This window comes from Aeromonas media (assembly GCF_000819985.1).
In the GTDB taxonomy this organism is placed as follows: Bacteria; Pseudomonadota; Gammaproteobacteria; order Enterobacterales; family Aeromonadaceae; genus Aeromonas; species Aeromonas media.
The window spans coordinates 1-12,070 of sequence record NZ_CDBZ01000154.1; the positions used below are offsets into that span (position 1 = coordinate 1).

At 59.5% G+C, this 12,070-nt stretch carries 11 protein-coding genes and 1 pseudogene; 8 read left to right on the forward strand and 4 right to left on the reverse strand.

Features of this window, described 5'->3' with window-relative positions:
* Positions 1-170 (forward strand): annotated as a pseudogene (locus BN1127_RS22155) (IS630 family transposase); the annotation flags it as partial.
* Positions 171-181: 11 nt separating this feature from the next.
* On the opposite strand, the gene BN1127_RS13160 reads toward BN1127_RS22155, so the two are convergent.
* Complete coding sequence (locus BN1127_RS13160) at positions 182-745, reverse strand: prepilin-type N-terminal cleavage/methylation domain-containing protein (protein ID WP_269425368.1); 564 nt, start codon at positions 743-745, stop codon at positions 182-184.
* On the opposite strand from BN1127_RS13160, the gene BN1127_RS13165 reads away from it, so the two are divergent.
* The 7 genes from BN1127_RS13165 (at position 729) to deoD (ending at position 7,880) form a co-directional block, all read left to right on the forward strand.
* Complete coding sequence (locus BN1127_RS13165) at positions 729-1,520, forward strand: TatD family hydrolase (protein ID WP_042649779.1); 792 nt, start codon at positions 729-731, stop codon at positions 1,518-1,520. The genes BN1127_RS13160 and BN1127_RS13165 overlap by 17 nt on opposite strands.
* A gap of 209 nt (positions 1,521-1,729) precedes the next feature.
* On the forward strand, positions 1,730-3,004 hold the full coding sequence (locus BN1127_RS13170; RefSeq protein ID WP_042649780.1) for a NupC/NupG family nucleoside CNT transporter: 1,275 nt from the start codon (positions 1,730-1,732) through the stop codon (positions 3,002-3,004).
* Between the two features lie 123 nt (positions 3,005-3,127).
* Positions 3,128-3,298, forward strand: a complete 171-nt coding sequence (locus tag BN1127_RS13175) for a XapX domain-containing protein (RefSeq protein ID WP_005332215.1) — start codon at positions 3,128-3,130, stop codon at positions 3,296-3,298.
* Between the two features lie 390 nt (positions 3,299-3,688).
* Positions 3,689-4,462, forward strand: a complete 774-nt coding sequence (gene deoC / locus BN1127_RS13180) for a deoxyribose-phosphate aldolase (protein ID WP_005332219.1) — start codon at positions 3,689-3,691, stop codon at positions 4,460-4,462.
* A 72-nt stretch (positions 4,463-4,534) separates the two neighbouring features.
* Positions 4,535-5,866, forward strand: a complete 1,332-nt coding sequence (gene deoA / locus BN1127_RS13185) for a thymidine phosphorylase (protein ID WP_005332220.1) — start codon at positions 4,535-4,537, stop codon at positions 5,864-5,866.
* A 14-nt stretch (positions 5,867-5,880) separates the two neighbouring features.
* Positions 5,881-7,089 (forward strand): phosphopentomutase, encoded by a 1,209-nt coding sequence (locus BN1127_RS13190; RefSeq protein ID WP_042649781.1) that lies wholly within the window; start codon positions 5,881-5,883, stop codon positions 7,087-7,089.
* A 77-nt stretch (positions 7,090-7,166) separates the two neighbouring features.
* Positions 7,167-7,880: a purine-nucleoside phosphorylase gene (gene deoD / locus BN1127_RS13195; RefSeq protein WP_005332225.1), complete on the forward strand. Its 714-nt coding sequence runs from the start codon at positions 7,167-7,169 to the stop codon at positions 7,878-7,880.
* Positions 7,881-8,234: 354 nt separating this feature from the next.
* Here the strand turns inward: deoD and BN1127_RS13200 are convergent, their stop codons facing one another.
* From BN1127_RS13200 to BN1127_RS13210, 3 genes are all read right to left on the reverse strand, one after another.
* Entirely contained in the window at positions 8,235-9,176 is a 942-nt protein-coding gene (locus BN1127_RS13200; RefSeq protein ID WP_081805783.1) for a DUF2950 domain-containing protein, read from the reverse strand.
* The gene (locus tag BN1127_RS20900) at positions 9,176-10,858 is read right to left on the reverse strand and encodes a DUF3300 domain-containing protein (RefSeq protein WP_048824813.1); all 1,683 of its coding nucleotides are present in this window, start codon (positions 10,856-10,858) and stop codon (positions 9,176-9,178) included. Before BN1127_RS20900 ends, BN1127_RS13200 begins: the two co-directional genes overlap by 1 nt.
* Before the next feature lie 524 nt (positions 10,859-11,382).
* Positions 11,383-12,021, reverse strand: a complete 639-nt coding sequence (locus BN1127_RS13210; protein WP_041207088.1) for an AhpA/YtjB family protein — start codon at positions 12,019-12,021, stop codon at positions 11,383-11,385.
* Positions 12,022-12,070 lie beyond the last annotated feature (49 nt).

The window sequence follows — 12,070 nt, forward strand, 5'->3', positions numbered from 1 at the left end:
TTTACAGTCCTTGGGTTAATTACATAGAACGGCTGTGGCACAAGTTGCATGAAACCATCACGCGCAATCATCAATGCAGAGGGATGGCCAACCTGCTGGCTCGAGTGAAACACTTCATGGATACCGTGTCTCCTTTCCCGGGGAATGGCTATGGCACAGCAAAGGTGTAGCACTATTAGGATCAGTTATTTAGGCCTCCAGCCTCTGTTTGATCGTATGCAGGGATGAGTTGCGAAATATAATCTGGTTCGGCACCTGTTTTATCTTCATCCGCCACTGTTTGTTCTGTATCGAGTAGTCCGGTGAAGAGAAGCTCGCAGTCTGCTCTGCTGTTGACAGATATTTCATTGCTTTTTCCGCCAGGGAAAATGGTGTCAATCCCCATACTAGGTCGATTTTCATCGGTCCCTACTGGCCAGCCATAGTGGTTGATGTCGAGATCCTGCTTGCCCATGCCGCTAAAGTTATAGAGTGCCAGCGGATCTCCCTTCACCTTGACCGCCCAGCCCGCATGGGCGAGTTGCACGGCGCTGGCAAAACCGCCCGCGGTCGCCGAGACGCTGCTCTTGAGCCCGTCGTCCTGGATATTGATGAAGCGGGGCAGGGCGGTGACTGCGAGTATGGCCAGCACGACGATGACCAGTACCAGTTCGAGCAGGGTAAAGCCGTAGGAAAGGTGTTTTGGCATGGAATCAACCCATTGAGTACGACAAACAGGTAAGCGCGACATGGAACTGATAGACACCCACTGCCACCTGGATTTTCCGGTGTTCGATGACGATCGGGAGGCATTGCTGGCCCAGTGGCGCCAGCTGGGGGTGGGCGAGTATATCATCCCCGCCGTGGGAGAGGAAAACTGGGGGCGCGTGATGGCGCTGGCCGAGCACCATCAAGGCATTCGTTATGGTCTGGGGGTGCATCCCTGGTATGTGGGGGCCCAGACGGAGGGGGCGCTGGCAAGGCTGGAGGCCTTGCTGGCGGGCAAGCCCAGGGGGCTGGTGGCCATCGGCGAATGCGGGCTGGACTTGCGCACCCAGGTGCCCCAGGAGGGGCAACTCGCGCTGTTAGAGGCTCAAGTGAGGCTGGCCATGGCTCATGATCTGCCCCTCATCGTCCACTCGGTGCGGGCCAACGACACGGTGGCCAAGATCCTGCGGCGCTTCAAACCGGCGCGAGGCGGTGTCATTCACGCCTTCAGCGGCTCCCTGCATCAGGCCGAGGCGTTCTGGCAACTGGGTTTCAGGCTGGGGATCGGAGGTGTCATCAGCTATGAGCGGGCCAACAAGACCCGGGAGGCGATCCGCGCCATGCCGCTGGAGGCCTTGTTGCTGGAAACCGATGCCCCCGACATGCCGCTGCAGGGGCGCCAGGGGGAGATCAACACCCCGGCCAGCCTGCCGACCATAGCCCTGCTGTTGGCGCAATTACGGCAGCAACCGCTGGCGGATGTTATTTCGGTGTTACATGAATCCACTCTGCGGCTTTTCCCGCGTGCGACCATGAATTTAACAGCGGATTAACGACTGATGCCGGTGTGATAAAAAACAGGACCCATAAAAATCGTTTGCGGTCTAATTAAACGACGTTCAGCCCATTTCAGGCTTATAAAATGTGACCAGTATTCTATTTTGTCGCACCGTAATTAGTATAATGCGCACCCTTGATTAGCGGCTTTCATACACAAAACGTTAACAAGCTGGCAGGTGCTACCAAAGAGGAAGTGTTAATAATGAATCTGATAATGGGTCTGGTGGGGATGGCAACGCTCATCCTTATCGCGGTGCTGTTCTCCAGCAATCGCAAGGCAATCAAAATTCGTACCGTGGGCGGTGCCTTTGCCATTCAGGCAGGCCTGGGTGCCTTCGTGCTGTATGTCCCGGTTGGCCGGGATATTCTGGTGAGCGTGTCCAACGCCGTCTCCAGCGTCATCGGTTATGGTCAGAACGGCATCGAATTCCTGTTCGGTGGTCTGGTCAGCAACAAGATGTTCGAAGTGTTCGGTGGCGGTGGTTTCATCTTCGCCTTCCGTGTCCTGCCCGTCATCATCTTCTTCTCTTCCCTGATCGCTGTTCTTTATTACCTCGGCATCATGCAGTGGGTGATCAAGCTGCTGGGTGGTGGTCTGCAGAAGGTGCTGGGTACCTCCCGTACCGAATCCCTGTCTGCCACTGCCAACATCTTCGTCGGCCAGACTGAAGCCCCGCTGGTGGTGCGTCCCTTCATCTCCAAGATGACCGACTCCGAGCTGTTCGCCGTCATGTGTGGTGGCCTGGCCTCCGTTGCCGGCTCCGTGCTGGCCGGTTACGCCTCCATGGGCGTCAAGATGGAATACCTGATCGCCGCCTCCTTCATGGCTGCCCCGGGTGGTCTGCTGTTCGCCAAGCTGCTGGTACCGGAAACCGAGACCCCGAGCTACGACGAGAACTCTGCCGATGGCGATCTGGACGACAAGCCTGCCAACGTGATCGACGCCGCCGCTGCCGGTGCCTCCGCCGGTCTGCAGCTGGCCCTGAACGTGGGTGCCATGCTGCTGGCCTTCATCGGCCTCATCGCCATGATCAACGGCATCTTCTCCGGCGTGGGTGGCTGGTTCGGCATGCCTGAGCTCTCCCTGGAGCTGCTGCTGGGCTGGTTGTTCTCCCCGCTGGCCTTCCTGATCGGTGTGCCCTGGAGCGAAGCCGTCGTGGCCGGTTCCTTCATCGGTCAGAAGCTGGTAGTGAACGAGTTCGTGGCTTACCTGAACTTCGCTCCCTACCTGAAGGATGAAGTGCTGATCAACGGCGTGGCCATGTCCGACCACACCAAGGCCATCATCTCCTTCGCCCTGTGCGGCTTCGCCAACCTGTCCTCCGTTGCCATCCTGCTGGGTGGTCTGGGGTCCATGGCGCCGAACCGTCGCGGCACCATCGCCAAGTTCGGTCTGAAGGCCGTGCTGGCCGGCTCTCTGTCCAACCTGATGTCTGCCACCATCGCAGGCTTCTTCTTGGCACTGACAGCCATGTAATGCTTGTCTGACAGACAAGTTGAAACGAGCGCCACAGCGAAAAGCTGTGGCGTTCTCGTTTGGGGCGGTGACAACCGTTTTCCTTTCTAGACTAATAATAAAATGAGTCAAATCGGAGGTTTTATGAATGAAGTGCTACTGGCGATTGCTGCCGGCTTTATCGTTGGCGTGTTGTTTTCTTTCCTCAAGTTGCCGATCCCGGCACCTCCCGTTCTGTCCGGGGTAATGGGGATTGTGGGGGTCTATCTGGGGGGGATTGCCTACTCCTGGATCCTGACCCGCTTCTTCTCTTAAGCACCTACCAGTGCTGGATTTGCCGGGTGTGAGGTACCTCTGAAATTGGCAAATCCGGCTTGCAAACAAGGGGTATCTCGGCTGAAATAGGCGATGCCAGCAGGGTGCTGGCATTGACTAATGCCCACATGAAGTGGGTGTTGGCGGTCAAATGGAATTGATTGGGAAGTCGGGTCTGCGGTTGTCGGCCTTTCTCAAGTCTTCATGGAACCAAGTCCGCACTTTTGTAAGAAAGTGACAGGGCTCTTGCCTTATTTGCAGCCGTATTGCCTGTGCATTTGCGCTGTAATTCCATATCCCGTTCGTCCGGGATCTTCTCTTGCCGATCCTGAGTGTTCGCTGGAGGTTGATCGTGGGTGGGGGGACTTATCGAGACTTTGGAGACATAGCATGACTGATCTGAAACTGGCCGCTCAACGCGCCCTGAACCTGATGGACCTGACCACCCTGAACGATGACGACACCGATCAGAAGGTCATCGACCTGTGCCGCAAGGCCAAGTCTCCGGCTGGCCTCACCGCCGCCGTCTGCATCTATCCCCGTTTCATCCCCATCGCTCGCAAAACCCTGCGTGAGATCGGTGCTGCCGACGTGCGCATCGCCACCGTGACCAACTTCCCTCACGGTAACGACGACATCGAGATCGCCGTGGCCGAGACTCGCGCCGCCGTCGCCTACGGTGCCGATGAAGTGGACGTGGTGTTCCCGTACCGCGCCTTCATGGCCGGCAATGAACAGGTCGGCTTCGATCTGGTCAAAGCTTGTAAGGAAGCCTGTGGCGACAAGGTGCTGCTGAAAGTGATCATCGAGACCGGCGAGTTGAAGGAAGAGGCGCTGATCCGTCGCGCCTCCGAGATCTCCATCGACGCTGGTGCCGACTTCATCAAGACCTCTACCGGCAAGGTACCGGTCAATGCGACCCCGGAAGCTGCCCGCATCATGATGGAAGTGATCAAGGCCAAGAACCCGAAGGTGGGCTTCAAGCCTGCCGGTGGCGTGAAAGACGCAGCCGTTGCCGGTCAGTACTTGGCCATGGCAGAAGAGATCTTGGGCAAGGAGTGGGTCTCCCCGCGCACCTTCCGCTTCGGCGCTTCCAGCCTGCTGGCCAGCCTGCTGGCGACCCTGGGCCACGGCGACAAGCCGGCCAACACCAGCGGTTACTAAGCGGTGACAGGGGGCGGCACGCCGTCCCCTGTTCGGTCTGTGTTCGTGCACGGCGCACGGAGGGAATGAAAGATGTTTTTGCCTCAAGAAATCATTCGCAAGAAGCGCAACGGTGAAGCGCTCAGTACCCAAGAGATTCAATTCTTCGTCCAGGGCATTACCAACAACACCATAGGCGAGGGCCAGATTGCGGCGCTGGCCATGGCTGTTTACTTCAAAGACATGACCATGGATGAGCGGGTGGCCCTGACCTGCGCCATGCGCGACTCCGGCATGGTGCTGACCTGGGATCATCTGAACCTGGGGGGACCCATCGTCGACAAGCACTCCACCGGTGGTGTGGGTGATGTGGTCTCCCTGATGCTCGGTCCCATGGTCGCCGCCTGCGGTGGCTTCGTGCCCATGATCTCCGGCCGTGGCCTGGGCCACACCGGCGGTACCCTGGACAAGCTGGATGCCATCCCCGGCTACCAGACCTCGGTCGACAACGATCGCTTCCTGAAAGTGGTGAAAGAGGCCGGCGTGGCCATCATAGGTCAGACCGGCGATCTCGCCCCGGCCGACAAGCGTATCTATGCGGTACGGGACATCACGGCCACCGTCGAATCCATCGCCATGATCACCGGCTCCATCCTCTCCAAGAAGCTCGCCTCCGGGCTGGAAGCCCTGGTGATGGATGTCAAGGTGGGCTCAGGCGCCTTTATGCCGACCTTCGAAGCATCTGAGGAGCTGGCCAAGAGCATAGTCGCCGTGGCCAACGGTGCCGGCTGCCGCACCTCGGCGCTGCTCACCGACATGAACCAGGTACTGGCCTCCAGCGCTGGCAACGCGGTGGAAGTGCGCGAGGCGGTACGCTACCTGACCGGTGAGTATCGCAACCCGCGCATCCACGAAGTGACCCTGGCGCTGTGTGCCGAGATGCTGATCTCCGCGGGCCTCGCCAGCGATGAGCATGACGCCCGTGCCAAGTTGCAGGCAGTGCTGGACAACGGCAAGGCTGCCGAGATCTTCGGTCGTATGGTGACCGGCCTCGGTGGTCCGGCGGACTTCATGGAGCGTTACGACAGCTATTTGCCCAAGGCTGGCATAGTGCGCCCCGTGTATGCCGCGCAGAGCGGCTTCGTGACCGCCATGGATACCCGCGAACTGGGCCTGGCCGTGGTCGCCATGGGCGGTGGTCGCCGCGCTGCGGGGGACAAACTCGATTATGCGGTCGGTCTGACCGACTTTATCCGCCTGGGGCAGAGCGTCGAGGCTGACAAGCCGCTCGCGCTGATCCACGCTCAGACAGAAGCTCAATTTGCCGAGGCCGCCCGCATGGTGCAGGCAGCCGTCAAGATCGGTGACACTCGACCCCAGGCACTGCCCGAGGTTTACCGTCGCATCGGTCTGGCCGATTTGTAACAAGGGGAAGACCCATGAAACGTACCTTTATTCTGATGATGGACTCCTTCGGTATTGGCGCTGCCGCCGATGCCGAGAAGTTCGGAGATATGGGCGCCAACACCCTTGGCCATATCGCCAAGGCCTGTGCCGCCGGTGAGATCGAAGGCCGTGGCGCCCTCAACCTGCCCAACCTCAACAAGCTGGGCCTGGGCCACGCGGGGGAGCAGGCTTCCGGCTACTTCCCGGCTGGCTTGAAGAAGGATATCGAGGTGGTCGGTGCCTACGGCTTCGCCCAGGAGCTCTCCTCCGGCAAGGACACCCCGTCCGGCCACTGGGAGATCGCCGGTGTGCCCGTCCTGTTCGAGTGGGGTTACTTCCACGATCACCACAACAGCTTCCCGCAGGCGCTGCTGGATGCCATCGTCGAGAAGGCCGGTCTGCCGGGTTACCTCGGCAACTGCCACGCCTCCGGCACCCAGGTGCTGGACGATCTGGGCGAAGAGCACATGCGGACCGGCAAGCCCATTCTCTACACCTCTGCCGATTCCGTGTTCCAGATTGCCTGCCACGAAGAGACCTACGGCCTCGAGAAGCTCTATGAGTTGTGCCACATAGTGCGTGAGCTGCTGGAGCCCTACAACATAGGCCGCGTCATCGCACGTCCGTTCGTGGGCAGCGGCAAGGGCAACTTCAAGCGCACCGGCAACCGTCACGATTACTCCGTGCTGCCGCCAGCGCCGACCGTGCTGGACTACATGAAGGATGCGGGTGGCCAGGTGGTCTCCATCGGCAAGATAGCCGACATCTATGCCCAGCAAGGCATCACCAAACAGGTGAAGGGCACAGGCCTGACCGAGTTGTGGGACAGAACCCTGGAAGAGGTGAAGGCGGCTGGTGACAACACCATCGTCTTCACCAACTTCGTGGACTTCGACTCATCCTACGGCCACCGTCGTGACGTCAAGGGCTATGCCGATGCGCTGGAGTATTTCGACTCCCGCCTGCCGGAGCTGTTCGAGATACTGCAAGATGGCGACGTGGTGGTGTTGACCGCCGACCATGGCTGCGATCCGACCTGGAATGGCACCGATCACACCCGTGAATACATCCCCGTGCTGTTCTACGGCAAGCCAGTCAAGGCGGGTTCCGTCGGCCGCCGCGAGACCTTCGCCGACATCGGCCAGAGCATAGCGGCCTATCACGGTCTGCCCAAGCTGCAATACGGCACCAGTTTCCTGTAACTTACCCGCCCGCCACTTCGGCGGCGGGCAATTTTATAAAACAATAAAACTCAACCTAGTGTGAAGGAATCAAGAGAATGGCAACTCCTCATATCAATGCGAAAGATGGCGCCTTTGCGGATACCGTGCTGATGCCAGGGGATCCCCTGCGTGCCAAGTACATCGCCGAAACCTTCCTGGAGAACGTCGAACAGGTGTGTGACGTGCGCAGCATGCTCGGCTTCACCGGCACCTACAAGGGCCGTCGCATCTCCGTCATGGGCCACGGCATGGGCATCCCGTCCTGCTCCATCTACGCCACCGAGCTCATCAAGGACTATGGCGTGAAGACCCTGATCCGCGTGGGCTCCTGCGGCGCCGTGCGTGAAGACGTGAAACTGCGTGACGTGGTGATCGGCATGGGTGCCTGCACCGACTCCAAGGTCAACCGCCTGCGCTTCAAGGATCACGACTTCGCGGCCATCGCCGACTTCGGTCTGGTGGCCAATGCCGTGCAAGCCGCCAAGAACAAGGGTGTGGCCGTGCGCGTGGGCAACATCTTCTCCGCCGACCTGTTCTACACCCCGGATCCTTCCATGTTTGACGTGATGGAAAAATACGGCATCCTGGGTGTCGAGATGGAAGCCGCCGGTATCTACGGCGTGGCCGCAGAGTACGGTGCCAAGGCACTGACCATCTGCACCGTCTCCGATCACATCCGTACCGGTGAGCAGACCACCTCCGAAGAGCGTCAGCTGACCTTCAACGACATGATCGAAATCGCACTGGACTCCGTGCTGCTGGGCGACTGAGCCCGCGGCTTCGGCTCCATGCAAAACGGCGACCTTGGGTCGCCGTTTTTTATGCCTCATTGGGGAAGGAAGCCCAGAGGGCTGGGTGTGCCGTTTATCCTTTCTGGCCGCCCACCACGAGAGCAACACCATGAAACGACGGCATATTCTGACTCAGCGGCGCTTCATTCTGATGCCGAACATCGCGTGGGCCAGCGAGAGGTGAGGCAAGGGTTGGCAGATCCGCAGATCGACAACGATGTCCTTTCTGTTGGCCGATGACGGAACCGGTTGGCCCCGCATCACCTCCTGTGATCTCAATCACGCCGCGCTCGCCCATGCTAGTCGCCAAGATTCTGTGGTAGATAAAGAACCCTAATCACCCTCTTCGCTAACCACCAGCGACCAGCTCTTGTCGGGATCGAACAGTTGGATCGCCTCAACGACAGTTGCCGTTTCGGCGCCGAGATCCTTTTGATAAACCCGCCCCTCGTGATTCACCATGAAGGTCATCACCCCGCTGTTGGCATAATCGGCTGGCCAGGCGATCAGGGCGACACCGTCTCTCAATTGTCCTTCGACAAAGTACTCTTTACTCCCCCCATTGGCTGCGGCCCCTTGGGCATACAGGATACGGTAGTAGTAGCCATGATAGGGGGTGCGTTGACCGACAACGGTCTTGTAGCCCTCTGCCGCGGCACTGACGACTTCCTCTCCGGCCGGGCTTGCTGGTTCCCCCTCGCCTACAGGCCAATAGAGTCCATTTTGTTGTCCTGCATCACTACGCAGTTTTGCCGCAAAGAGCCCCGCAGTTTGGCCATCATGCCCCATGGCGGCGTATTCTATCTGCGCGTCGATAAAGCCACGGCACACCGCAATCGCCCCCAGCTCATTGCGACCGATGCGGCGATAGGCGATCTCTTTGGCACCGGCGGCACCATCGAGATACCACTTGCCATCTGCGGCCACGAGGGGGATGGGCAGTGGCCAATCCGACTCCCCCACGACCAGTATCATTTTATCCTTACCTTCGGCCATCAGTTGGTGCTTGCTCTTGAAGCTCGCGACGAAGGCGGTGCGATCATTGGCATCGGCCACCTCATCCCCCGAGGTAATGGCCTCCTCACTATTTTCGCCGAGCAACAGCGTCAGTGCGGTGACATCATTCCGCTCCAGGGCCGAGATCAGAGCCTGCACCGCTTCATCCGGGGTGGCGAAGGTACGCTGTGCCATGGCGCTTGCGTCGCAGGCAACGGTCAGAGCCAGCAGGGCCAAACCCCATGAGGGGGCCCAACTCCATTTCAACAAACGCTTCATTATCGCGTACTCCGTCTGGGTTGAGTGGTGCGCCCGGCACGCGCGCTGCTAGCCACACTTTCACGCCCACGTTGGCTGGCGGCGCGCTCGGTTCTACCCGAATTCTGTACCCCTTGGAAGGCACTCTTTGAGGCAACAGGTGCTCTGCGCGTCGCCGTCTGTGCTGTGCTCTTGCTGTGAGTGGCGCGTGGCTGGACATAGCCGCGATCACGGGCTCCTGCGGTCTGTGGCGTGATTTGCTGCCGCCTGACCTTGTCTCCTGCGTAGTCGCCCTGGCGCGGCGTGCGTTGGGCCACATTTGCTTCCCTGTTTGCCTGTCTGGCGTCGCGCGTCACCTTGGCATTGTCGCTCTTGGGTTGGCGGTTGGCTCCTGCGTAGCTCCCCTTCGGCGCGGTTGCGCGAGCCTCCCTGTTTACCTCATTGACAGCGCGCGGGGCGCCGGCATATTCGCTTTTTGGTTGGCGATTGGCCCCCGCATAACTCCCCTTCGGTGTAGCATCTCGTCGCCCCCCTCCTGCCTCGTTATTCAGCGAGCGTTGTTCCAGAGTAGCCAGCTCAGCGCGCTGGGGGCGCGCCGCCGTGATGGGGCTGTCGGCCTGGCGCAGGTAGTTGTTGGGGCCGCGCTCAAACTTGTTGAAGTAATCGTTCCCCTTGGCGTTGATATAAATATTGTTGTTAGAGCCCCGCTGATAGTTGACCGGACGGTTGTAGCCATTGGTGGGGCGGAAACCATTGCCATAGTTGGGGTTATAACGATAGGGGACATAACCGTCGGGATAACCCGATCCCCACCGCGGGTAATAGTAATCGCCCTCATCATCATCGTCGTTGAAGACCTCGTTGACCAACATGCCCGCACCAAAGGCGAGCAAGCCCGTCAAGACCATATCACCGCGGTCGTATTCATCATCGTCGTCATGTTCCACCACTGTCGTGGTCGTTGTCGCAGGCGCAGGCGCAGTCGTTGTCGTGGTTTCCGTGGTCACCGGCGCGGGAGCTGGCCCGGCAGCTGGCGCGGCAGCTGGCGCGCTATAGGCGGCGGTTGGGTCGTATTGCGGGACGTAAATGACGTCAGGGTTGGCAGGCGCAATGGTGACGATCTGCTGATTGTTCTGTTCATCCCTGGCCACTTTCATCTGCTCTGAGTCTTTCAGGTTGCCCACCTCCATCGCCTGTTGGCGCAGGCGCTGAACGGCTGCCAATACGCCCGGTTCATCGGCCAGGAAGGCACTGCCCAGCTCGGTCGTCCACTCCATCTTCAAGCACATCATGTCCATGACAGTCGGGAAGTGCATCAGCGACATGGTGGGCGGTGTAAAGCCCAGCGGCGCAATGGCGGCGGTCAGCTCTTTCCCTTTGAGATCGGGGTGGGCGACCAGCCAGTTGCCGGCATCGAGCACCTCTTGCGGATTGGTGGCGCTGGCCAGCACCTGAGCCAATACCGCATCAGGGTAAAGGGCTATGGGCGCAAGCAGGGTCTCGAGCGCCTCTGGGGTATATTTCGATGCTTGTGTGCCAATAGGTTGCGCTTGTGGTGCGACCGCAGCGCTGGTTGTGCTGGAGGCCGCGCTGGGCTGGACACTTTGCGTGACGGGGGGGGGCTCCTCCTTGCAGGCAGCCAATACCGTGCCGAGGGCAATCACGGCCGCCAACACGCTACGGCGAAATAGGGGTTGCTTCATGACCTTGTTTCCTTCTGCTGGAGTGGCTGATGCGCCTCTTGCCTGAAGATTTCCACAAATGTTGTCTCTCATTGCATTCAATGCATTCAATGCATTCAATGCGGGCGTCTCATACCGAAAACATAAACCACTAATCGAGATCACACCCCAAACCGGCTGGAAAGGTGTGAAAAATTCGTTTGCTTCAGTCTCAAGCTACGCCTGAACCCCAGGATGTCACCAAAGTCAGGTGGGCAGACCTGAGAAGTTAAGGGCTATGGGATACCGCCTTCTGTGGGCTCGAGATTCAATCAATGCACTTGGGGATGGAGAAGAACTAGGCGCAGCACAGTTGGATGTCGATACAGCGAAAATGGCTGGATAGGCTGCTCAAGCAACTGCGGCATGAGGTGATCGTGGAGCGTCACTTCGTTAACGAACGCCTCAGCGATGACGCGATGCCAAGTGTCTCGATACTCTGTTCGATCAGAAGCTCGAACAGTTGGGGGGGAATAACATGAGCAACGCGTTTTGCGAACTGCGCCTTATTCGATGCCGGGCGGTGGGGCGTGATCGGCGGAGGCCTGGCTCTGCACCGATCTCTTCTTGTGCTTGCGTACCCGCATGTAGTTGCGGCGCACCCCGTAGGAGATGAGCAGGCCGGCCAGCAGCATCACCAGCAGCATCAGCCGCTGTTTCTCCTGACTCACCTTGAGATGGGTGTCTTGCGCGGCGATCAGCGTCTGCTCCTCCAGCGTGATCCTCAGGTAGCCCAGGGTCAGGTTACCCTCCTGGATCTCCTGCACGAACTGGGTGCGCCCCTTGCCCTGCTCCGGCAGTGACTTGTTGTCGGTGCCGATGGGCAACAGGCTGTCCAGAGGTACCGCTTGATCCGATTGGGCGAGCGGGATACCACGGGCATCGTAGAGTGTGACATCGAGGATCTCGGGTTCGGCAGCGAGATCCTGTGCCAGCCGCTCCAGCTCGCTCTCCTTGTCCTCCTTGATCCAGCGCCGCATGTCCCGGGCGGCGTAGGCGACCAGCGCCTGGGCTCTGTCCCGCGCCGCGCTGTGCAATGCGGCCTGGCTTGCTCCCTGCATGTGGATCATCAGCGCCAGCACCCAGAGGGCGAGCAGGATCCCTGCTGCCAGGCTGATAACACGTTTGATGGGGAGATGACGCACAGCGCTGAGCCTCTTGCGGTGAATGAACAATGGTGGGGGATCTTGGCGC

Bases quoted from the DNA above. Each gene is read 5' to 3' on its own strand.
- BN1127_RS13165 (WP_042649779.1), top strand. From the start codon at position 729: ATGGAACTGATAGACACCCACTGCCACCTGGATTTTCCGGTGTTCGAT.
- BN1127_RS13170 (WP_042649780.1), top strand. From the start codon at position 1,730: ATGAATCTGATAATGGGTCTGGTGGGGATGGCAACGCTCATCCTTATC.
- BN1127_RS13175 (WP_005332215.1), top strand. From the start codon at position 3,128: ATGAATGAAGTGCTACTGGCGATTGCTGCCGGCTTTATCGTTGGCGTG.
- deoC (WP_005332219.1), top strand. From the start codon at position 3,689: ATGACTGATCTGAAACTGGCCGCTCAACGCGCCCTGAACCTGATGGAC.
- deoA (WP_005332220.1), top strand. From the start codon at position 4,535: ATGTTTTTGCCTCAAGAAATCATTCGCAAGAAGCGCAACGGTGAAGCG.
- BN1127_RS13190 (WP_042649781.1), top strand. From the start codon at position 5,881: ATGAAACGTACCTTTATTCTGATGATGGACTCCTTCGGTATTGGCGCT.
- deoD (WP_005332225.1), top strand. From the start codon at position 7,167: ATGGCAACTCCTCATATCAATGCGAAAGATGGCGCCTTTGCGGATACC.
- BN1127_RS13200 (WP_081805783.1), bottom strand. From the start codon at position 9,176: ATGAAGCGTTTGTTGAAATGGAGTTGGGCCCCCTCATGGGGTTTGGCC.
- BN1127_RS20900 (WP_048824813.1), bottom strand. From the start codon at position 10,858: ATGAAGCAACCCCTATTTCGCCGTAGCGTGTTGGCGGCCGTGATTGCC.